The organism is Paenibacillus sp. Cedars, from assembly GCF_003184205.1.
Classification (GTDB): domain Bacteria; phylum Bacillota; class Bacilli; order Paenibacillales; family Paenibacillaceae; genus Paenibacillus_AQ; species Paenibacillus_AQ glucanolyticus.
Genome location: NZ_CP020866.1, coordinates 38,405 through 62,691, shown reverse-complemented (window position 1 = coordinate 62,691; position 24,287 = coordinate 38,405). Strand labels below are relative to the sequence as shown.

Annotated in this window: 17 protein-coding genes; all 17 read right to left on the bottom strand. The window is 46.9% G+C overall.

The features are described from left to right. Positions 1–137: 137 nt before the first annotated feature. Positions 138–1,553, bottom strand: a complete 1,416-nt coding sequence (argH, locus tag B9D94_RS01765) for an argininosuccinate lyase (RefSeq protein ID WP_006213030.1) — start codon at positions 1,551–1,553, stop codon at positions 138–140. Positions 1,554–1,811: 258 nt separating this feature from the next. Next, positions 1,812–3,044, bottom strand: a complete 1,233-nt coding sequence (locus B9D94_RS01760; protein ID WP_076150810.1) for an argininosuccinate synthase — start codon at positions 3,042–3,044, stop codon at positions 1,812–1,814. Between the two features lie 105 nt (positions 3,045–3,149). Next, positions 3,150–4,106 carry an ornithine carbamoyltransferase gene (gene argF, locus B9D94_RS01755; RefSeq protein WP_148246372.1) on the bottom strand — a complete coding sequence of 319 codons (957 nt, stop codon included), beginning with the start codon at positions 4,104–4,106 and terminating at the stop codon, positions 3,150–3,152. Between the two features lie 64 nt (positions 4,107–4,170). Next, entirely contained in the window at positions 4,171–5,391 is a 1,221-nt protein-coding gene (locus B9D94_RS01750; RefSeq protein WP_036639896.1) for an acetylornithine transaminase, read from the bottom strand. Between the two features lie 238 nt (positions 5,392–5,629). Next, a complete protein-coding gene (gene argB, locus B9D94_RS01745; protein ID WP_148246371.1) occupies positions 5,630–6,469 on the bottom strand; it encodes an acetylglutamate kinase in 840 nt (279 codons plus the stop codon). Between the two features lie 32 nt (positions 6,470–6,501). Then, positions 6,502–7,728 carry a bifunctional glutamate N-acetyltransferase/amino-acid acetyltransferase ArgJ gene (gene argJ / locus B9D94_RS01740; protein WP_148246370.1) on the bottom strand — a complete coding sequence of 409 codons (1,227 nt, stop codon included), beginning with the start codon at positions 7,726–7,728 and terminating at the stop codon, positions 6,502–6,504. An 18-nt stretch (positions 7,729–7,746) separates the two neighbouring features. Next, positions 7,747–8,802: an N-acetyl-gamma-glutamyl-phosphate reductase gene (argC, locus tag B9D94_RS01735; RefSeq protein ID WP_006213036.1), complete on the bottom strand. Its 1,056-nt coding sequence runs from the start codon at positions 8,800–8,802 to the stop codon at positions 7,747–7,749. 399 nt (positions 8,803–9,201) lie between these two features. Then, the gene (locus tag B9D94_RS01730; protein WP_006213037.1) at positions 9,202–9,771 is read right to left on the bottom strand and encodes a GNAT family N-acetyltransferase; all 570 of its coding nucleotides are present in this window, start codon (positions 9,769–9,771) and stop codon (positions 9,202–9,204) included. A 283-nt stretch (positions 9,772–10,054) separates the two neighbouring features. Then, a complete protein-coding gene (locus B9D94_RS01725; protein WP_006213038.1) occupies positions 10,055–10,960 on the bottom strand; it encodes a YitT family protein in 906 nt (301 codons plus the stop codon). Positions 10,961–10,986: 26 nt separating this feature from the next. Then, a protein-coding gene (prfB, locus tag B9D94_RS01720) for a peptide chain release factor 2 (protein ID WP_100086551.1) occupies positions 10,987–12,100 on the bottom strand; the annotation gives its coding sequence in 2 pieces (ribosomal slippage) (positions 10,987–12,027 and positions 12,029–12,100; 1,113 coding nt in all). A 258-nt stretch (positions 12,101–12,358) separates the two neighbouring features. Further along, the gene (gene secA / locus B9D94_RS01715; protein ID WP_006213040.1) at positions 12,359–14,872 is read right to left on the bottom strand and encodes a preprotein translocase subunit SecA; all 2,514 of its coding nucleotides are present in this window, start codon (positions 14,870–14,872) and stop codon (positions 12,359–12,361) included. Between the two features lie 468 nt (positions 14,873–15,340). After that, positions 15,341–15,907: a ribosome hibernation-promoting factor, HPF/YfiA family gene (gene raiA, locus B9D94_RS01710; RefSeq protein ID WP_006213041.1), complete on the bottom strand. Its 567-nt coding sequence runs from the start codon at positions 15,905–15,907 to the stop codon at positions 15,341–15,343. Between the two features lie 197 nt (positions 15,908–16,104). Then, positions 16,105–16,302, bottom strand: a complete 198-nt coding sequence (locus B9D94_RS01705; protein ID WP_006213042.1) for a cold shock domain-containing protein — start codon at positions 16,300–16,302, stop codon at positions 16,105–16,107. 359 nt (positions 16,303–16,661) lie between these two features. Further along, positions 16,662–18,992, bottom strand: a complete 2,331-nt coding sequence (locus B9D94_RS01700; RefSeq protein WP_367613809.1) for an Ig-like domain-containing protein — start codon at positions 18,990–18,992, stop codon at positions 16,662–16,664. Between the two features lie 303 nt (positions 18,993–19,295). Continuing rightward, entirely contained in the window at positions 19,296–21,047 is a 1,752-nt protein-coding gene (locus B9D94_RS01695) for a glycosyltransferase (RefSeq protein ID WP_148246369.1), read from the bottom strand. 184 nt (positions 21,048–21,231) lie between these two features. Next, the gene (locus B9D94_RS01690; protein ID WP_148246368.1) at positions 21,232–23,154 is read right to left on the bottom strand and encodes a glycosyltransferase family 2 protein; all 1,923 of its coding nucleotides are present in this window, start codon (positions 23,152–23,154) and stop codon (positions 21,232–21,234) included. 12 nt (positions 23,155–23,166) lie between these two features. Beyond that, on the bottom strand, positions 23,167–24,267 hold the full coding sequence (locus tag B9D94_RS01685) for a tetratricopeptide repeat-containing glycosyltransferase family 2 protein (RefSeq protein ID WP_172963894.1): 1,101 nt from the start codon (positions 24,265–24,267) through the stop codon (positions 23,167–23,169). Positions 24,268–24,287: the final 20 nt, after the last annotated feature.

Below are 24,287 nucleotides of genomic sequence, written 5' to 3'. Positions count from 1 at the left end.
TTCGAATCGGGATTCGAAAGCCTGTACCTGCTGCCTGCTTCTCATGCTTATGATACAAAAAAAGATGGATCGGCACATGGTTTGTGCTGATCCATCTTTTTTTATTTTAACCATGCCCTCTGTGTACGTTACTCTACTTACTCTACGTTTCCTTGACGAACGTTCAGCCACTCTTCCGTCGCTTGTTGTGTCTGCACGGAACGCTCGATCGCAGCCTTCACCTGACTGGTTGCCGTACCACCGTACACATTACGCGCATTAACCACCGTCTCGGGCTGAAGCACATCGTAGATGGAGTCATCGAACAGCTCCGAGAACTGCTTGAATTCTTCCAGCGTCAGGTCCAGCAAGTACTTGCTGTTCTGAATGCAGTACAATACCGTCTTGCCGATCACTTCATGCGCCTGACGGAATGGAAGTCCCTTGCCGACCAGGAAGTCCGCAATATCCGTTGCGTTGGAGAAGTCGGTATTCACCGCCTCCCGCATGCGGCCCTTGTTGACCTTCATCGTTGCGATCATCGGAGCAAACAGCTGCAGTGCACCTTCCAGCGTGGCCACCGTGTCAAACATGCCCTCTTTGTCTTCCTGCATATCCTTATTGTAAGCAAGCGGAAGCGACTTGAGGACGGTAAGCAGGCCCATCAGGTTGCCGTATACCCGACCGGTTTTGCCGCGGACAAGCTCAGGCACATCCGGATTCTTCTTCTGCGGCATAATGCTGCTGCCTGTGCAGAACGCATCGTCAAGCTCGATGAAATTGAACTCCGTGCTGCTCCAGAGCACCAGCTCCTCGCTTAAGCGAGACAAGTGCATCATGATGATGGATGCATCCGAGAGGAATTCCAGAATAAAATCACGGTCGCTGACCGCATCCAGACTGTTCTCGTAAACGCCGTCAAATCCAAGCTGCTCCGCCACGAAATGACGGTCAATCGGGAACGTTGTGCCAGCAAGCGCACCCGCTCCAAGCGGAAGCACGTTAATGCGCTTGTAGCTGTCGATCAAGCGGTCGATATCCCGCTGGAACATGGACACGTAAGCCATCAAATGATGAGCGAACAAAATCGGCTGTGCACGCTGCAGATGCGTATACCCTGGAATGATCGTATCCAGGTTATCCTTCGCTTGTCCGATCAAGGCGGTCTGCAGCTCATGCAGCATACCAGTCAACGCCACAACACGGTTACGCAGGTACAGATGCATGTCTGTAGCCACCTGATCGTTGCGGCTGCGGCCTGTGTGCAGTTTGCCGCCGACAGGTCCGACTTCGTCGATCAGATTTTTCTCGATATTCATATGAATATCCTCATCCGATACAGAGAACGCAATGCTGCCTTCACGAATGCGCTCCAGCACCTTGTTCAAGCCTGCCTTGATCGTCTCCACATCCTCTGCCGGCACGATGCCGCATTTGCCCAGCATGGACACATGCGCAAGGCTTCCCTGAATGTCCTCCTCAGCCAGCTGTTTGTCAAAACCGATGGATGCCGTATACTCCTCCACCAATGCGTTGGTCTGCTTCGTAAAGCGTCCGCCCCATAACTTGCTCACAACACTTGCCCCTCTCTGTTTAAGGCAGAGGGCCGCTTCCCGCTAGAAGCCCCACCTGTTCCCGGTATCACGAGAAACATCGGAGCTCCCAAGCATGAAAACGGCCTTCAGCCTGTTCATTACTTCTCGATCCATGCATCTGTACTTGGTCTATTGCCAAATCCATGAACAAACCATGCTGTATGCTTCACAGTCGCATGTCCCAGCCCGCGTGCTTAGTGCAAGCATTCTGTCTACACGGGCCCTTGCTTGCGAGTCTTATTGATTCTGGTTCACACCGGTTGCCACTTTCAAACGCAGCGCGTTCAAGCGAATAAAGCCGGTTGCATCGCCTTGATCATACGCTTGCGTTGGATCAGCTTCCATCGTTGCGATATCCGGATTGTACAAGCTGACCGGACTCTTCACGCCTGCTCCGATGATGTTGCCTTTGTACAGCTTCACGCGCACCGTACCGGATACGTTCTTCTGGCTTTCGGTTACCAGCGCTTGCAGTGCGAGACGCTCAGGCGCAAACCAGAAACCGTTGTAGACCAAAGTGCTGTAACGGGTAATGAGGCTGTCACGCAGGTTCATCACTTCACGGTCCATCGTGATGGATTCCATTTTGCGATGAGCGGTAAACAGGATGGTTCCCCCCGGAGTCTCGTAGACACCGCGGCTCTTCATACCCACGAAACGGTTCTCCACCATATCCACGCGACCGATGCCGTGCTTGCCGCCCAGCTCATTCAGCTTCTCCATCACCTGCAGCGGACTCAGAGACTCTCCGTTTAGGGCAACGACATTCCCTTGTTCAAAAGTAAGCTCCAGATACTCTGCCTCATCCGGTGCATCTTCGGGAGATACGCTGAGCAGGTACATATCCTTGCTGTCCTCTGCACTTGCATTGAACCAAGGGTCCTCCAGCACGCCGCTCTCATAACTGATGTGGAGAAGGTTGCGGTCCATGGAGTAGGATTTGGCTGCCGATGCCGTTACCGGAATGCCATGCGCTTCCGCGTAAGCAATCATCTCCGCGCGTCCCGGGAAGGAGCTGCGGAACTCCTCGATACGCCAAGGCGCAATCACTTCAATGTCCGGTGCCAAGCCAGCTACGCCCAGCTCGAAACGGACCTGGTCGTTCCCTTTACCGGTAGCTCCGTGCGCAATCGCTGTTGCCCCTTCGGCGCGTGCGATATCCACCATGCGCTTCGCAATCAGTGGGCGTGCGATGCTGGTACCGAGCAGGTACTGCCCTTCATACATAGCACCGGCTTGGAACATCGGGTAGATGAAATCATTCGCGAATTCATCGCGCAGATCGTCGATGTATACTTTGGATGCGCCGGTTGCCAGCGCTTTTTCCTCAAGTCCGTCCAGCTCTTCCTTCTGGCCGATGTCAGCCGTGAAAGCAATGATCTCCGCATCATAAGTTTCTTTCAGCCACTTCAGAATTACGGACGTATCCAGGCCACCGGAATACGCCAGTACGATTTTTTGTTTTGCCATGGTTAAACTCCCTCTCTTTGTTACTAACAACCCTATCGTTCATTATACTAAAGAAAACGTCCGCAGACATTTTCATAGAGAATGCACCCTCTGCTATAAACGGCGTTATGCCATCAAAGCAACCATCAAAGCCTTCTGGGCATGAAGACGATTCTCGGCCTGATCGAATATGACGGAGTTGAGGCCGTCGATCACCCCTTCGCTGACCTCTTCGCCACGATGGGCCGGAAGGCAATGCAGGAACAAATAATCCGGCTTCGCCGCCTTTACAAGTTCCTCGTTCACCTGATAGTCTGCAAACGCAACTTCCCGCTGTGCCTGCTCCTCTTCAAAGCCCATGCTGGCCCATACATCCGTATAGATCACATCCGCATCCTTCGCGGCTTCGATTGGATCCTGCGTAATCGTAATGCTGCCGCCGGTTTGTGCTGCGATATCCTCGCTCAGCTTCACAATGCCGGCATCCGCCTCGTAGCCCTTCGGACTGGCAAGGGCCACATGCATGCCCATCTTGGCTCCGCCAATCAGAAGGGAATGCGCCATGTTGTTGCCATCGCCGATGAAGGCCATTTTGAGGCCTTTCAGCTTGCCCTTGTGCTCCAGCACCGTCTGCAGGTCCGCCAGCACCTGACATGGATGTGCCATATCACTCAGACCATTAATGACCGGAATGGAGGCATATTTCGCCAGGTTCACCACATTGTCGTGTCCGAAGGTACGGATCATCAGGCCGTCCAGATAGCGGGACATTACCTGGGCCATATCGCTGATCGGCTCCCCGCGTCCAAGCTGAATATCATTTTTGCTTAAAAAGAGTGCATGTCCGCCCAGTTGGAACATTCCCGTCTCGAACGAAATCCGTGTCCGCGTGGACGACTTCTCGAATATCAAGCCGATCGTCTTGCCTTTCAGCGGCTGATAGACTTCACCGTTCTTCTGCTTGCGCTTAATCTCGATAGCCGAATCCAGCAAGAACTGAATTTCTTCCGTGGAGTATTCATCCAGCTCTATCATATCCCGCCCTTTCAGGCTTAATTCCTTCACTTGTCCGCTTGCGGTCATAAACTTAAATCCTCCTTGCCGTATACTGTTATTGTCAAAGCTACATATAGGATAACGGCTCTCGTTATGCTTGCTGAACCGCTGAATGCTCATGAATCAGTTCTGTAATAATGGATACCGCCTGATCGATTTCTTGTCTTGTCACGTACAGATTCGGCAGCAGTCGAATCACTTCCGGTCCCGCTGTCACGAACAGCAGTCCGCGGCTCTGTCCTTTCAGTACCAGCTCGCCAACCGGTTCCGCGCATTCGATCCCGATCAGCAGGCCTTTGCCCCGAATGGCCTTCACAAAGGGATGACCGCCCAGGCTCTCGTTCAGCTTCGCCATCAAATATTCTCCGGCGTCCGCCGCGCGCTGCGGCACATGATCCTCAATCATCGTCTCGATGGTAGCCTGGATGACGGAGCTCGCAATGGGTGTGCCGCCAAACGTCGTGGCATGGCTGCCTGCCGTGAAGGCTTCGCGCAGATAGCCTTTGCCCAGCATCGCGCCGACCGGGAAGCCGGAGCCAAGCCCTTTGGCTACGGTAAAAATATCCGGCTCAATGCCGTAATGCTCATGCGCAAACAGCTTGCCGGTACGGCCCATGCCCGTCTGAACCTCGTCAACAATCAGCAGCAGACCGTGCTTCTTGCACAGCTCGGTCACGGCTTGCAGGAATTCCGGCTCCACCGGATGCACGCCGCCTTCCGCCTGCACCATCTCGATCATGATGGCTGCGGTATTGTTGTTAATGGCAGCTTCAAGTGCCGGAAGGTCATGCAGCGGGACGCTCTTAAAACCAGCCGGCAGCGGAAGGAAGCCTTCCTTCACCTTATCCTGGCCGGTAGCTGTCAATGTAGCCAGCGTCCGTCCATGGAAGGACTGGGTAAACGTAATCACCTCGTAGCGCCCCGTACCCTTCACCTTCTGATGGTAGCGGCGCGCGAGCTTGATGGCTGCTTCGTTAGCTTCCGCTCCACTGTTGCAGAAGAAAACGGCATCAGCACAAGTGTTTGCTGTCAGCAGCGCTGCCGCTTTTTCCTGGCCGGGAATGTGAAACAGGTTCGAGACATGCCACAATTCATCCAGTTGGGCCTTCAGCTTCTCTTTCACTTTCACAGGAGCATGACCGAGATTCGTTACTGCCAGCCCTGCCATGAAATCAAGATATTTGTTGCCTTGATCATCCCATAGCCAGCTGCCTTCTCCTTTTACCAAGGCAATTGGATATCTGGCGTACGTCTGGAACAATGAGCTTTCATTCGCTGCTACGATACCGCTAACCGCTGTTTCTTTTCCCATGACCTTCACACACTCCTTTGCATTTGGACAAAACAGGTTCATCATCATGAACTCTGACTGCCCTTTCATCACTACGCATGCGGATTGTTCTTCCGATCGCTGTTGCCCCCAGTTTTTCTATTAAAATGGATACAACTGTTAAAATCCTGGGGCAAAGGCGACCGCGTTGCTTCTTCAGAACAATTCCGCCTCCTCCGTTGAGGTCGTTCTATTCGTAAAAACTCAATCTGTTCATTTATTATGACATCCGCACAATACGCGTTCCCAGCACTTCTCCACCAAGGACACGGCTCAGCACGTTCGGTTCGCTTCCGTTCACGATGACAACCTCGCTCACTTTGCCATGGATGCAGCTGATGGCCGCTCTGACCTTGGGAATCATCCCCCCGTAGATCTCGCCCGTGCCGATCATGTCTTCAATCTCTTGCACCGTCACGGTCGGAAGCACCCGCTTCTCGCCGCCCGTCCCCTTCATGATCCCGGGCACGTCGGTGACAACAATCATCCGCTTGACCCCCAGATGGGAGGCAACGGCGCCAGCAGCCGTATCTGCATTGATATTGTAGCGCTGACCGGATGAATCCACACCAATCGGCGCAACCACAGGCATGTATCCCATCTTCAGTACACCGCTCAGTATGGATGACTTCACCTTCGTTACATCGCCAACCCAGCCAACCTCCGCATGGTTCGTAACCGGTTTGGCCTCGATCAGTCCTCCGTCCGAGCCGGACAAGCCGATAGCACAGCCGCCCACGCTTTGTATCCGTCTTACAATCCCTTTATTGATAGTGCCTGCGAGCACCATCTCCACAACGTCCAGCACATCCTCCGTCGTCTTGCGCAGTCCATTCACGAACTCGGTCTCGATACCGAGTTTCTCCAGATTGCCGGAGATGGCAGGACCGCCTCCATGAACAATTACAGGATGGACTCCCTTCTGCTGCAGCTCCTTCAAATCCTCGAAGAAGCTGTCCGGAAGTGCAGCGAGCGTGCTGCCGCCGCATTTCATGACAAAGGTATCTGCCCCCGATGTTTGGACCGGCAACATATCCTCTTGATCGATCGTGCTCTTCATATCCGTCTCCTCCCGATCTATAGGTGATTTATCTACGTACGGTAAGCCGCATTAATGCGGACATAGTCATAGGTCAAGTCACAGCCCCACGCCGTGGCTGATCCATTCCCGATATGCAGCTTCACATCAATGTCCACGGAATCGCCCTGAAGGTAAACCAGTGCGGCATCCTCGTCAAAAGCAACCGGTCTGGACTGCTCCAGCACCGAAATTGGACCTATGGCAATATCAACCGTCTCCGGGTTGACCGGACGACCCGCACGACCTACAGCCGCAATAATGCGCCCCCAGTTGGCATCTGCCCCGAACACCGCGGATTTCACCAGGCTGGAGCCAATGATCGTCTTGGCAATCGCTTGGGCATCATCGTCACACTCGGCACCGTTCACGCGAACCTCGATCAAGCGGGACGCTCCCTCTCCATCACGCGCGATGGCCTTCGCCAGCTGCTGGCACACATGGTGGAAGCCCGCTGCGAACGCATCCCAATCGGGATGCTCCGGTGTCAATGCCTCGTGCTCCGCCAGACCGCTGGCCATCGCAATCAGCATATCGTTCGTGCTCGTATCGCCATCCACGGTTATCATATTAAAGGTCAGGTTGGTCGTTTGGCGCAGCAGCAGCTGCAGCGCTTCCTGATCAATAACCGCATCTGTCGTCATAAACCCGAGCATGGTTGCCATGTTCGGGTGAATCATCCCCGATCCCTTCGCTGTTCCCGCGATGGTAACCTTTGTACCGTTGACTTGGACGGTGACGCAGGCTTCTTTTTTTACAAGATCCGTTGTCAAAATCGCCTGGCTGAAGCTTTCCGCTCCTTCACTCTCGCCACTGAGATGTGCCGGCAAGCTGGCAATGCCTGAAGATACACGATCCATCTTCAGCAGTTCGCCGATGACTCCTGTCGAGGCTACGGCCACATCGTCTACATCCAGATTGAATTGCGAAGCCGTGTTGGAACGCATCGTATATGCATCCTCTTCACCCTGCTTACCCGTGCAGGCATTGGCGTTCCCGCTGTTGACAACAATAGCGCGAAGCTTGCCATCCTGCAGACTCTCACGCGTTACCTTCAGCGGTGCCGCCTGAAAAAGATTCGTTGTATATACCGCAGCCGCCACGGCAGGCACATCACATACGATGACACCCAGATCGTTACGGTCTGTTTTCTTAAGTCCACAGTGGAGGCCGGCCGCCTTGAAGCCTTGCGGCGTTACAATGCTGCCCCCTTCAATTATCGCAAACGTATTCTCTCCCATGTCTGTATCCCCAGCCGCTTACGGATAAATCGGCGTAAACGTAAGTCCGAGGCTCTCCTCCCATCCCATCATCAAGTTCAGGTTCTGGATCGCCTGACCGGCCGCACCCTTCACCACATTATCAATGACCGATATTATGGTCACTCTGTTTGTTCGTGCATCCACCGCAAATCCGATGTCGCAATAGTTCGAGCCGCTCACTTCTTTTGTTGCAGGCCATACCCCTTGCTCACGGATTCTCACGAACCGGCGATCTTTGAAATACTGGCGGTACAGCTCAATGAAATCCTCTTCCGTATATGGACCGTTCAGCGTTGCATACATAGTGCTCATAATGCCACGTGTCATCGGTACGAGATGGGTCGTAAAAGTAACCGTGATCGGTTCACCCGCCACCTGAGTCAACACCTGCTCAACCTCAGGAATATGCTGGTGCTTATTCACCTTGTAAGCTTTGAAGTTCTCGTTGATCTCGGCATAATGGGACGTCAAACTCGTTCCCCTTCCGGAGCCGGACACGCCGGATTTGGCGTCGATAATCAGCGAAGAGGCATCGATCCATCCCGCGCTGATGGCCGGGATCAGTCCGAGCAGGGTCGCTGTCGGATAACAGCCCGGATTGGAGATGAAATCCACATCGCGGACCTCCTCGCCAAACACTTCGCATAGGCCGTATACCGCTTTTTCCAAAAGCTCCGCGCTCGGTGCCGGGTGCTTATACCACTGCTCATATATCCCTCCGTCTTTCAAGCGAAAATCGCCTGAAAGGTCAATAACCTTAAGGCCAACTTCCAGCAGCTCCGGCACCAGCTTGGCGCTAACGCCAGAAGGTGTCGCGGCAAACACCAGGTCAGCCACCTCTGCGATTTCCGCTGGATTTACACCATCCAAATTCCGGGTGACGATATTCGTCAAATGCGGAAAACCATCCGATATGGGTGCCCCCGCACTCGATGAAGAAATCACCGACGTAATCTCAACTCGCGGGTGTGATTGCAGCAAGCGGATCAGTTCCACTCCCCCGTAACCGGTAGATCCAACAATGGCAACTCTTAATGTGTTTGTGTCCGTCATATCCTCATCCCTCTCCCCCAGGAACAGCTATAGGACCTTAGGCAAGGTCCCATTCAGCCAGTTCCTTCATCTCTACATCTTACGGATACGGTTCATGCTTCCGGTCGATTCCCGTTGTTCCCCGAAATCTGTATATCTTAGGTGTATAGAAACAAGTCGAGCCGCTGCGAATGCTCCTGAAATGCTTCTTCTTCATGAAGCTGCTGCTGTCAGGCGGCCCTTTACCTTGTTCGGAATGTTTCCGTGTCCCGCATTGAATTGTGGCTCTCTTACTAACAAGTTTTCCATTGACCTATCCGTCTCATAAATATGTATTATTATACGACCGTATTCATATAAATACAATGGATTATTCAAATTTGGTCCAATTTTCATGCATGCTCCATGTTCCTCCAACCTTTAATTAGCCGATTCATAATCTTCTTTTAGTATGGAGAATAATTTAAGGTCCCAATGCTGCCCCTTGATCTTGATCCCTTTTCTTAACGTGCCCTCATAGGACATGCCGATCTTCTCCATCACACGCTGGGAGCCGATGTTCTCTGTTATGCAGCGGGCCTGGATGCGTACAAGCTCCATCTGGCCAAAGCCCAGCTTCAGCAATGCAGTGGCCGCCTCTGTCATAAGTCCTTGTCCCCAACAATCGCGTGCCAGTACATAACCGATCTCGGCACTCTGATGCCCGGGCTTCCACCATACAAAATCCACCGTCCCCACCATACGTCCGCTTTCCTTCAGCTCAATCCCCCACGGGGCGATATCATGCTTCGCATATTGGGCCAGTATAAATTGAATGAATCGCTTACTGTCATTAACGGAGCGGTGGGTTTCCCAAGTTACGTGTTTTGTAACCTCATCATCGGAGGCATAGACATACATCTCGTTTGCATCCTGCATCGATACTCTGCGAAGACGCAGACGTTCTGTCTCCAGCACTGGCAAATTACCATAGATCTGTTCAATCTCCATCATCCCCTACCCCCTACAAGTTTAGTTTCCATTATATGCTCTTTACTAGAAAAATAAAGGAGAATTCAAGCCTGCCGCTACTGGGGGTGGATGTTGGCCCCATAAGAAAACTATCTGTCATTGTATCTTCACAGAGGGCAGACTGCGTTAGGGAAGATTTTTTGCGATGATCGAACTTCCAGCTTCACTGAAATCGGATTCGTCTGAAAATAGAAAAAGAGACGGTGATATACACCGTCTCTTCCTATCGCCGAGAATGTCTCGGCCGCTGTATTCTATTGGCTTACGCCTTAATATTGCGGAATCCTTCACCCAATACCTCATGCGCATTGCTGATAATTACAAAAGCATTCGGATCTACCGACTGGACCACTGTCTTTAGACGGGGAATCTCGCTCTGCCCGACTACCACCATCAGGACGGTTCGATGTTCACCCGTATAACCTCCCTCAGCGGTTAGCTTGGTTAATCCCCGGTCCAAATCCTCCAGAATAGCCTTCGTTATCGGCTCGTTATGATCGGATATAATGTAGGCCACCTTGGTAAAGCTGAAGCCAAGCTCAATGGCATCAATCACTTTGCCTGTAACATACAGTCCAATCAGTGCGTATAACGCCTGCTCCAGTGACAGCACCAGTGCTGCCGATGAGATCACAATCGCATCCAGCAGTACGACACAGAGGGAGAACGTCAGGCCGCTGTATTTTTGCAAGAGCTGTGCCACGATGGTCAGCCCGCCTGTCGACCCCCGGCCGCGATAGACCAGCCCCATCCCGATACCGACCCCGATTCCTCCATAAATGGAGGCCAGAAGTGGATTGGAGGTTGGGATTGGCCAGTCCTTGGTCAGGAAAACAAACAACGGCAAAATCACGCTGCCCAGCAGGGAACGAATGCCGTAATCGCGTCCAAGCAGCCAGAAGCCGAGTACAAACAATGGGATGTTCAGTGCCCACTGCGTAAAAGCCGGTTCAATGCCGAGCCATGATTGCGCAAGAACGGACAAACCCGACACGCCGCCGGAGGCAATGTGATTCGGGAGGAAAAATAAATTGAATGACAGGGCCATGATAAAGGAGCCGATGATAATAAAAATTGCGTCCACCGTCTGCCGAAGGGGACCGTTGATCGGAATCAGGGGTTCTCTTTTTCTTTTGTTAATCGATGGATTGCCAGCGGATTGCGCCATAGTTCTTCAAATCTCTCCTCAACGTCCTACTCGACTTCCTGCTTGATCTGACTGCGCAAATAACCATCGATAAAAGCATCCAGATCTCCGTCCATGACGGCTCCAATATTACCGGTCTCCACCTGTGTACGGTGGTCCTTAGCCATACTGTACGGATGGAATACATACGAACGGATCTGGCTGCCCCAAGCGATTTCCGACTGCTCGCCGCGAATTTCCGCCAATTCCTTCTTCTGCTCCTCGATTTTGCGCTCGTAGAGCTTGGAACGAAGCATTGTCATGGCACGCTCACGGTTCTTGATCTGAGAGCGTTCATTCTGACACGTTACCACCACGCCGGTTGGCAAGTGAGTGATCCGTACGGCCGAGTCCGTCGTATTGATATGCTGACCCCCTGCGCCACTGGCACGGTAGGTATCAATCTTCAGATCCTCGGTGCGGATATCCAGCTCGATTTCATCGTTGATTTCCGGTACCACATCGCAGGATACAAAGGAGGTATGACGGCGACCGGAAGAGTCGAATGGTGATATGCGAACCAGACGATGAACTCCTTTTTCCGCTTTTAAATATCCGTAAGCATTGTAGCCCTTGATCAGCAGCGTTACACTCTTGATTCCCGCTTCGTCGCCTGGCAGGTAATCCAGTGTTTCCACCTTGAAGCCGCGCTTCTCCGCCCAGCGGGTATACATTCGGTGCAGCATTTGGCCCCAGTCTTGCGACTCGGTTCCGCCCGCTCCGGGATGCAGCTCAAGGATGGCATTCATTTTATCGTAAGGCTGGTTCAACAGCAGCTGAAGCTCAAATTCCTCCACGCGCTTAACCAAGTCCTTAATTGTCTCGCCAATTTCTCCTGCAAGGGAGTCGTCGCCCTCTTCATCCGCCAGTTCAGTCATAACAACAGCATCATCGTAATCCTGCTGAAGTTTTTGATACTGATCCACGGATGATTTCACAGCATTCATCTCAGCAATGAGAGCTTGGGCTTTTTCATTATCGTCCCAAAAATCCGGGGCAGCCATCTTCTCCTCAAAATTCTCAATCATTTCCTGTTTGAGATCTAAGTCAAAGAGACCCCCTAAGATTGGTTAGTTTCTTGCTGATTTCACGCAGGTCCTGCTTCACACTTGGTTCGATCATGAGTCCCTCGTCCTTTCTTATCTATACGTAATCGTAATAACTTCAGTATACCCTCTCCTGCATGGAAAACGTTCCATATTCAAGAGAAATTTATGCGACTTTACTAGATCATTCGTTATTTATTCAGATAAACTCCCTTAAGCGCAGCAGAGGTTTCGGATCGCTGTGGATAAGACCACAATGACCGGTTCATCTGCTGCTCTTAAGGGAGTTGAAAAATCAGCGCCTATACACAAGGCCGTTTTATGAAAATGTAGCTTAAGCGTTCTGTCCGTGGCAGTGCTTATACTTCTTGCCGCTGCCGCAAGGACATGCATCGTTCCGGCCGATCTGTTCAGCTACTTGCACTGGACGCTTCTCGGCTGGCTCGCTGCTGCTGTTCGTGGATACCTTGTTCTCCTCCACGACAGCCTGGCGCTCCTGGTTCGTTGCGATCTGCGCCTTCATGATGTACGTTGCCACTTCCTCTTGAATCGTAGCGATCATGGCATTAAACATCTCAAAGCCTTCGAACTGGTATTCGCGAAGCGGATCGGTACCGCCGTATGCACGGAGATGAATACCTTGACGCAGTTGGTCCATCGCATCGATGTGATCCATCCACTTGCTGTCTACCGCACGCAGCACGATAACTTTCTCGAACTCGCGTACCATCTCTTCACCAATCGCCTCTTCACGCTCTGCATACTTCTTCATCACGCGCTCAAAGATAAATTCCGTGATTTCTTCCGATTCTTTGCCCCACAGATCTTCGCGGGTAATTGCACCCTCGTCCAACAGCTTGCTGTTAACGAAGTCTGCCACTTCTTGCAGTTCCCAGTTCTCCGGAATATCATCGCTGCAGTGAGCCTGAACAACCCGTTCAATGACTGGCTTCATCATCTCAACAACGATTTGTTTAATGTCTTGGGACTCCAGAATCTCGCGGCGTTGTTTGTAGATGATCTCACGCTGCTGGTTCATCACGTCATCATATTGAAGAACGACTTTACGCATGTCGAAGTTATTGCCCTCAACCCGCTTCTGCGCGGATTCAACCGCACGGGTAATCATCTTGCTCTCGATCGGCTGATCCTCTTCAAAGCCAAGACGCTCCATCATGTTCAGAACGTTGTCTGTACCAAAACGTTTCATCAGTTCATCGCCCAGGGACAAATAGAACTGAGTGGATCCCGGGTCACCTTGACGACCGGCACGACCACGCAGCTGGTTATCGATCCGGCGCGATTCGTGACGCTCCGTACCGATAATGTGAAGTCCGCCAATATTCTGCACGCCTTCACCCAGCAAAATATCCGTACCGCGTCCCGCCATATTCGTCGCGATCGTTACAGATCCCGGCTGACCGGCGCGTGAGATGATTTCCGCTTCCTCTGCATGGTACTTCGCATTCAGAACTTTATGCTGAATGCCTTTGCGTTTCAGCATTTCCGATAAACGCTCGGAGTTCTCAATCGAAACCGTACCCACCAGGATCGGTTGATTCTTTTTATGACGTTCCACGATCTCCGTAACAACTGCCTTGAACTTGCCTTCTTCGCTCTTATAGACAACATCCGGCATGTCGTTACGCTGATTCGGTTTGTTTGTAGGAATCTGGAGCACTTCAAGACCATAAATCTTCTTGAACTCTTCTTCCTCTGTCTTCGCTGTACCGGTCATACCTGCCAGCTTGCGATACATACGGAAGTAGTTCTGGAAAGTAATCGTCGCCAGTGTCATGCTCTCGTTCTGAACTTCGATGCCTTCCTTCGCTTCAATCGCCTGGTGAAGACCGTCGCTATAGCGGCGTCCTGCCATCAAGCGACCCGTAAATTCGTCCACAATAACCACTTCGTCGTCAGTGACAACGTAATCCACGTCGCGGCGCATAATCACGTTCGCTTTCAGCGCTTGTACAATGTGGTGGTTCAGTGTTACATGGTTCTGGTCATACAGGTTTTCGATACCGAAGGAACGCTCCGCCTGGGCAACTCCCTTTTCTGTCAGAGCTACGGATTTGACCTTAATATCTACGGTATAATCCTCTTCTGCCGTCAGGCGCTTCACGAAGCGATCCGCTGCAAAATACAGCTCGGTCGATTTCTGAGCTTGTCCCGAGATGATAAGCGGCGTACGCGCTTCATCAACCAGGATGGAGTCCACTTCATCAATGATACAGAAATAGAGTGGACGCTGAACCATCTGCTCTTTGTAGAGGACCATGTTGTCACGCAGATAGTCAAAGCCGAACTCGTTATTCGTTCCGTACGTAATATCGCATGCATAAGCATGCTGTTTATCCGGGTGTTCCATACCGCTCAGGTTAACCCCGACGGTTAGACCCAGGAAGTTATATATTTGCGCCATTTCCTGGCTGTCACGCTGTGCCAAATAATCATTGACGGTTACAACGTGAACCCCTTTGCCAAGCAGGGCATTTAAGTAAACCGGCAGCGTACCCACAAGGGTCTTACCTTCACCGGTCTTCATCTCTGCAATTCTGCCTTCGTGGAGGGCCATTCCTCCGACCAGCTGTACGTCGTAGTGACGCTTGCCGAGTGTTCGTCTGGAAGCCTCACGGACTGTCGCAAACGCTTCGGGAAGCAGTTCCTCCAGCGTCTCACCTTTCTCGATCCGCGCACGGAACTCCTCGGTTTTCGCTTGCAGCTGCTCATCGGAGAGCTTCTCAAAATCCGGTTCCATTTTGTTGATTACATCGACCGTCTTCATGAGACGTTTGACATCACGCTCGTTGGTGTCGCCGAAAATCTTTTTGACAAGTCCTAGCATGGTTAACCCCTTTCGTGCAAAACAAGTGATAGAATCAACTTCATTAAATGCCAAAGGGTTAAATGATGAAATCGATTCATTGATTCCTTATGATGGTCCCATTTCATGCAGGCTAAAAAGCCTGTCCCGTAAAATGAGGGTTTGCATAAATTGTAACAGTTTGTAAGGGATGCCGCAACAATATGTGCTTTCACAAGAGATGTCTGTTACGTGAAGCCCTACTCTATGAGACGCGAAGACGTCCTGAAAAGTTGCGTGGAGCATTTACCCAGTCGTTGGCAATGGAATTATATTCATTATAGTAGCAAAACCCTACATCTAAACAGGTGTAAAATAGACGTCCATATATCCAAATAAAGAGCCCCACCCGCTAACACGGATGAAGGCTCATCTTACAATTTCGATTTCATTTTAAAATTCGAACCGAACCTGGTGCCTCTGCATTCCTTGAGGAATGCCGCTTGAGACTTAGTCCCGCTCGATCAATCCGTACTTGCCGTCATCACGCTTGTAGACGACATTTACTTCTTGTGTGTCAATGTTGGAAAATACGAAAAAATTATGGCCTACCATGTTCATCTGCAGGATCGCTTCTTCCACGTCCATGGGCTTCATGGTAAAACGTTTCGTACGGACTACTTCGTAGTTGTCCTCGTCGTACTCCACTTGCTCTGCATCCATTTGACTGGTTGCCGCTGCCCCGTTCTCCGCAATGAGCGTCTTCAGTCCGCCTTCTTGCTTGATCTTGCGGTTCAGCTTGGTTTTGTGCTTGCGAATCTGACGTTCCAACTTGTCCACAACGGCATCAATGGAAGCGTACATATCGTCGCTTCGGTCTTCCGCACGCAGTACCACGCCTGTGAGCGGAATGGTCACTTCCACCGTGTGCAATCCTCGAATGACACTGAGTGTAACGTATCCTTCGGAGGTGGGGGGTGCATCAAAATACTTATCTAGCCTGCTGAGTTTCTTGTCAACATAGTCTTTCAAAGCATCGGTCACATCAATTTGTTGACCTCGGATAGTGAATTGCATTGGGCACTCCTCCTTTGCACCTTCATTATAGCATTTTGTTAAGCCCATGTAAAAAGACAGAATTGTGAATTTTAGCACAATATTTTTCGGAGGTCGGATACAAAAAAAAGACCCCGGAAGTTCCGGAGTCTTGGGCTAGCGAATCTCCAATTGTTAACCATCAATACCGTTTATGTAGGTCGGCTATGCCGGGATGATTAGATTTTGATTACGTTAGCAGCTTGCGGGCCACGAGCGCCTTCAACAATCTCGAATTCTACGGATTGTCCTTCTTCAAGAGTCTTGAAGCCTTCGGATTGAATTGCGGAGAAATGTACAAATACGTCGCCGCCGTCCTCAGTCTCGATGAAGCCATAACCTTTCTCTGCGTTGAACCATTTAACTTTACCTTGCATGCACTAACATTCCCTTCATTGTCAAATAAAGTGTGACACTAATTGTCCACATTTCCGACTATAGCACCCGTCCAATCCAGTGTCAATTACCAAGAAAAAGGTTTTCTGCTGCAGAAAAAACAGAAAAATGTCGACTTGGCTCCACGACTGAGTTGGCAGGCGCAAAGAAAAGGCGGACAAAATTAGGTTAGGGTTATTTACCCTATACAAAAAATCATGAATCAAGTTGCTTATAAAAAACCACTAGTTATAGATTCTAATCGAGATTATTATCGTGCTCCCAAATTGAAGTGCAAAAAAAAAGCTCTCGGCAACACATTCTGTATCGCCAAGAGCAGCTCTTTTAAATACCCGCTGTATTAATGGGCACCCGGTTCATGTGGTGGGGTTTCCGGAATACTGGCCTCCGTATTATATGAATTCACTTCAAACGTAACAATCTTATCATAGAATACATAATCCTTACGATTCACAAACGGTCCCTTATTATTATTGTATTTATTGATACCATACATAACTGTTCCAACACCGTTGGCGCGTTCTTCATACCAATTTATGAAGGCGTTAACCTCCGTCATGGATAGGTCGTACTCTCTATCAATTCCATTTATCAGGATAAGACGAAGCAATCCCCGCTCTCCTTCTTGGCCATCGCCAGGAATTGGAGGATTTACGGCCTTCGGTGTAGCGGAAGCTTCATTTGAATCCCCACTTACACCTGCTGCGGTTACCGCGGTAACAACATAATAATATGTAGTGTCATTAACAACATTGATATCTGTGTAACTGTAAGTGCTGCCAGTCACGCTTCCAATTATTGTATATGGCCCGCCAGATACTGTAGCTCGCTTAATATCAAAGCTCGTAACGGCCTTGTTGGTACTGCTCCAATTTAAAATAACGTTTTTGTTTCCAGCGGTAGCTTTTAAATTAAACGGTGCCTCTGGAGGCAACTCCCCGCCTTTGCCAAACACATTCCACTCGTAAACTCTTGAATTAGTTCCCGTATATTTCAGCGCAACTGTCGAAACATCTTGTACCGGGGCTGGAAGCGTCTGAACAGCATCATTGGTAGATAGCTCATATCTTTGAAGTAGATTATTATTTTGATCATAGAACTCAACCGCTACTGCACCGCTATATCTAGCAATGACTGCTGAAATTTCCACTGGAGAAGTAAAAGTATTCCAGACAAACTCACCGTTGCTTATGACCTTAGAAGTTGACGTATTGTTGTCCGTCAATTCACGCACGGTCCCGGTAGGACTGGATATCGATTTACCCAACTGTAAAGTAACCCAATCAAGCAAACCTCCTGTGTACTTCGTTGCTTCTACTTTAATACTCTTCTCGGGCGAATTGCCGCTCTCCCCTGCCTGATTTACCGCTGAAACTACATAATAATAAGTCGTTCCATTAGTTACGGTGTTATCTGAATAAGAGGTTCCTTTGACATTCGCAATCGTGGCATAGGGACCACCTGGCGATGTAGCACGCTTAACATTGTACGACTCTGCTCCATTCGCGGTCCATTCCAGTTTCGCTACCTGATCACCGCCTTGAATCCAAGTAATCGTTGTAGGCAACGGGGCTGTTAATGGAGCTGCAAATACATTCCACTCGTAAACTCTCGAATTGGTTCCCGTATATTTTAGCGCCACTGTAGAAACATCTTTTACTGGAGCTGCAAGTGTTTGAATTCCATCATTACTTAATAATTCATATCTTTGCAGTAAGTTATTGTTTACATCAAAAAACTCAACCGCTACTGCACCACTATATCTTGCGATGACAGCAGAAATCTCTACCGGGGAAGCAAATGTATACCAAACAAAATCACCATTACTTATGACTTTAGAGGTTAACTCATTGTTGTCTGTCAATTCACGCACGGTCCCGGTAGGACTGGATATCGATTTACCCAACTGTAAAGTAACCCAATCAAGCAAACCTCCTGTGTACTTCGTTGCTTCTACTTTAATACTCTTCTCGGGCGAATTGCCGCTCTCCCCTGCCTGATTTACCGCCGAAACTACATAATAATAAGTCGTTCCATTGTTTACCGTGTTATCGGAATATGAGGTTCCCTTAACATTCGCAATCGTGGCATATGGACCGCCTGGTGAAGTAGCACGCTTAACATTATACGATTCCGCACCATTTGCCGTCCACTCCAGCTTGACTACCTGGTCGCCACCTTGAATCCATGTAATCGTCGTAGGCAATGGGGCTGTTAATGGAGCTGCAAATACATTCCACTCGTAAACTCTCGAATTGGTTCCCGTATATTTTAACGCTACTGTCGAAACATCTTGTACCAAAGCAGGAAGCGTCTGAACTCCATCGCTGCTTAATAGTTCATATCTTTGCAACAGGTTATTGGTTGCGTCATAGAATTCAACTGCTACTGGCCCACTATATCTTGCAATGACTGCAGAAATCTCCACCGGCGAAGTAAAAGTGTACCAAGCGAGATTCCCGTTAGCCAGAACGACCGACGTCGCTGGATCGTTGTCTGTCAGCTGTGTAGCCACAGATGATGATTGCCCTACAGAAGCCCCAATTTGTACTGTCTCGCCGTCCATTAGCCCACCTGTATACTGCGATGCTGCATTGACAACTGATGGATTGATAAAAGCTAAACTTAAAAACAGGGAAAAAACAAGCAGTAAATTACTAGATTTTTTCAATTTTTATCCTCCTATAGTATTATATTGGTTCTTTTATACTAATAATTTAGCATTTTATTCTATTTTTGTCTATGTCTATATTACTGGTTTCATTTGAAGGAATCTGATTAATTACATTAGTTAAAATAAGTGAAGAATACATACTTAAATGCTCACAAAAAGACCCCAGAACTTCTGGGGTCTTGGACAATTAATTTTGAATTGACTTGTTTATGTCAGTCGGTCATGCCTGAGTGATAATACTGTGATTATATGGGGGTGAAACAGGGTGATAAATTATATTTTTATGATCACCTTTAAATTTTACAGACTTAGCACCATTTCTTTTACTATCTTAGATAGATCCTCATGCGCTTGTTTATCAATTTTACGAAGTTCGTTACGATATTCGTCAGCTACGGGAACCTCTCCAATATAATATAGAAAATAAGAAATATTATATAAAACTTCCGAATTAAACATATCCGTTAAATGGGCTTGCTCAAAGAAAGGTAATACACGTTCATACTTTCCATTTTCAAAGTGCACTACCCCTAAAAGGTTTAACACCTCTGTTTTAATGAGATCATCCTTAAATAACACATTAACCATACTTAATATATCTTGTATGTTATAGTCTTGCAGTTTTTCTACAATGGCAATGGGTTGATCCTTAAAATCCATTATTGTTAACACGATATCATATAGTGAATTCTTGGAAGAATTAATAATATACTGATATGTTCCAAATTGAGCCCTGAGATCCACATCGCTAAGCATATTAAGTTGATCTATAAAGACCTCTTCTTTCTGGGAAATTCCCGTACTCACCCCTCCTATATGGATAATCTTATATCCTGTTGAAAAACTCATTTTTTGAATTTCTTTTAGGGTGAAAAAACGCATATGAGTTCTATCCAAAATACCTGCTTCTGCGTAAGTGAAGTTACCTTCAACCAATAAATCACTCATTACACTATGATGCATAATATTAGGAAGACTGATAAGCAATTTACCCGTTGGCTTGAGGTACTTACGGATGTTAATGAGTACACTCCATGGATCATAAAGATGCTCCAACACATCTGCAAAAATAATATAATCGAAAAAATCTGCTTCATAATTCAAACCATCGTTTTCTATATTTTCTGGTTGAACATCCGCTATAATTTTTGCGACTTCTGCTGCCTTTTCATTTAGTTCTATTCCATAAAGATTGCTATTTTTAAACCGATTTTTTATCTCTAATAACGTACCTCCGCAAGCACACCCAACTTCTAAAACATTAATTGGCGTGTCAGATGGCTCATCAATAAGGTTAATGACTTCCATACGAATATGTTGGGAATACAGAGGGCTAAATCCCCATTTGTTTTCATACTTCCGAGCATTATTCCTCAAAATTTGACTGTATTTTGCTGACATCTCTCCAAAAGATACACTACCAAAATGATGGATAAATGTATCTTTACATAACAGTAGCTTGTAACCTGCCTTGCGGATTCTTAAGGAATAGTCATCATCCTCAAAATTTCCGGGGGAAAAGATTTCGTCTAAAACCCCAATTCGTTCAATCACGCTGGATTTAATCAGGTAACAGAAACCTATTAATTTCAAACGCTCTTCCCACTTTGTTGGATCGGTTACATTATATTCAGCAGCAAACTCTTGCATTTGGTCCAAATTGTTATAGTTGGTCGATATCTTTTGAGCATATGAGCAATTATTTGTTACGCAGCTTACTGCTCCAACGCTATCATCACTGTACAAAGCGGTTGTCAACTGTTCTAACCACCGTTCAGTAACTACTGTGTCGTTATTTAATAATAGGACGTTATCCCCTGTAGAAATTGAAATTCCTTGATTACATCCTTTTGGAAATCCAAGATTACTTTCATTGAAAATTGTTCTTACATCTCCTTGCTCTTTAAGCCAACTGACCGTTCCATCGGATGAAGCATTATCCACGACAATTAGCTCATAACTGCCGGAGAGTGTGAATTTTCGAATACTTTCAATACAAAGCTTAGTGTAATCGAGCTGATTATGCGTTAATATTACAATACTTGTTTTCATTTTGCCTCCTGTTTGCTTTTGTGTACAATTTGTTTTACCTTATGTGATTCTGGTTTCAACTTCGTCATCAAAGCAAGTGTTTCTTTTAATCTCTTCGTTTCCAACTACATGCCAATCACCAGATATTAGTCCCTTCACACAACACCTATTACTATTTTTCGTGACATGCTAAGTATCAACAAACTTAATTCTGAGTTTGAATTAAAGCCCTATCAACCCATTTTTCTATGCCTGTATTTATAGCCCAAGGTGATTCCGGTTCTAAATCACTCAAATCTTCTAAAAAAGCGTTAGCTTCATTTATTTTATTTTGCATAATTTTAATTTTCACAAGTTCATAGCCATTCATAAAATTTTTCTGGAGTGAATAGGCCTTCTCAGCATAATAAGCTGCATCATCCAAATTCCCCAAGTTCACGAGGATTTTTCGAACTAAACCGTATATTAGATTGTTTTCAACAGTTTCATTTGACTCAACCACAACTTCTAATGCGATGTCTTCAAAACCAAATTTATATAAATTCGTTGCTATCATGTACCTTAATATCGGAACATTTGAACTGTTAATCAGATCTTCCAAAAGTTCAAATCTATTCAGTCGGATTATATCTTCGCATAACATGCTCCATTGCTCTTGTATTGATCGAGTAATTGTAATATCCGTTACTAATCTTTTACTTACGAGGTCCTCCCACCACTTCCATTCCGTCTCCCTTATATTAAAAGTGCTACGATGAAGTCTAAGAATTGATGGATCTTTTCTTATGAAGTCTACAAGCAATATATCTCTAAAATGATGATCCTTAATATCAACAGCCTTCATCCACAAGTCTTCCGACTTAATATCATCTCCTTTAACAGTTGAAAGCCATGCTTCCACTTCCAATGTTAATGAATGAACATCATAACAATCTATCAAATCCAATGTTCCTGGGTGTCTCAAAGTGTAAAGGGCCACTACCAATTGCTCTAGTCTCTTGACCTCATTGATAGGCCATATATTTACAACTGCATCCACAAACTCTTTTCCTTTTACATGAGGATACAAATCAGTAAAAATTTTAATAAAGGCCAATAAGTCTGGAGCTGTCTTCACACCCATAATAAAATGGTCTTGTGCTTTATCTTTCCTACTATTTTTCATATAAAGCTCCGCCAATTGGGCATGTGCTAAATAAGATGCAGTACCCTCATAATGGTTAAATTGAGTTCTGTTCTTATCCTCACCAATTTCCAAGCATTTCTGAAAGCAGGAGATTGCATCCATGTCATAACCTAACTGCTCATAAATGAGGCCTACACGATATTGAAAATCTGCGTGTTCGCTGTATATCAAAGCGCTATCTTTACCAACACTTAGCGCTTCATCATACCTGTTGAGCTCAGACAAAGATTTCATGATGAACATAAGAATCCTTGGCGCGTATGAAAAATTCCGCCCCATACTATACGCTTTTTTGAAAACTTCCAGTGCCTTCTCATGTTTATTTTCAAGTGAGTATTGGACACCGAGATTGAAAAAATTAAATGCATTAGGATGCTTTTCAACCTCATCCATTATGATTTTCATATTCCGATCAAGTTTGACCTTATCTCTTACCACATGCTCTAGATAACCATCATGATATATAATCGCGTCGATTAAATCCGGTTGTAGATCTTTTACTTTTTCTAAATCTACTTGTTCATGAAGTGCTCCTACATAACGAAGCTTCGGATCATTTCGAAACAAACGCACAAATTGATGCATTTCCGCAAATCCCGAACCAAGGTCATTTCTAATTCTCACAAAGTAATAATCTTTATCAAGAAGTACTTTTAGGCTTTCAGGATGGGATCCAATGTATTCATCGGCATCCAAATGTAAAATATAATCTCCAGTAGCATACTGTAATGCATAGTTTCTCGCTTCTGCAAAATTATTAGTCCATTGAAAATGGTATATTTTATTAGTATACTCCCTTGCAATTTCAATGGTTCTATCCGTCGATCCAGTGTCTACAACAATAATTTCACTTACCAAATTTTGTACACTGTCCAAACATCTCTTCAAGCAACGTTCTTCATTCTTCACAATCATGCAAAGCGATATTTTAGAACGATTCATTATTAAAAACCTCTATTCTTTATAATTAGTTAAATTCAAACGTTCTTTAGCAGGAAGAAAACCATAATTAGAACTCTCCTGATAATGATAAACCGATGAGTCTCTGTCCCCTATCAATTCATAATATAGGCCTAAATTGTAGTGTGCCTTAAAAGTGCCTGTCCCTATTGTGGTCTCATACTTTTTCTGATCAGCTTCTCCTATGGCCAAACAGCTCTCAAAAGCTTGAGGTATTTGTGAGAACCAATCGATATTTCTCGCCTCTATTAGTCCAACTCCATATATATAATATAAATCGGTATAATCCGGATAAATTTCTAGAGCTACTGAAACATATTTCAGAAAGTTGTCCCATTGTTTTAACTCAACAGAACATTTAATCATATGTAACACTAAAGTACTGTAATACAGTGGAGGCACATTCCTATTTATAAGCTGGTAGGAATTCAGGTAAAATTCAAATGCTTCCTTCCAATTAGAGGCCTGTTGAAAAGCACGCCCAGTTTGAAAATGCAAATAAGGATTTTTCGGATCATTTTCTAGCTCTTCTTGTAATAGCTCGATGTTTCTTTCTGCTTTTTTTTTAGTTTGTATATTCTCCGTCTTATATCCATAATGTATAAGCTTGATTGATGAATCCCAAGTAGGACTTATTCCTTTGTTGAGCATAACCTGCTCGTGTATCCGTCCCTCATAACGAAGGTTCGAATGATTAGGTAAAAATCTTGTTACCCATGACGTGGTGGAATCATTGTCTGTAATATTTTCAATCTCAACTCTTACAGAACTGGTGGAATTTCCTTTCATAAATTCACATGCTTCTTTTAATGCTTCCTCATTTATAACTAATCTTTCATCAGCATCCATGACAAGAATAAAGTCTCCCGTTGCCTTACTGATACTATAATTTCTGGCATCGGAAAAACTATTATTCCATTCCCTTGTATAAACTTTAGCACCCCATTGCTCAGATATATTCCGAGTATTATCTATAGATCCATGATCAACTACTATAATCTCATAAGCGATTGGCATTACAGATGACAGAGCATCTCCTATGTGTTCTTCTTCATTTTTCACAATCATACAAACACTTATCTTATGATCTATCATATCTGCCTCCTGCAATAAGC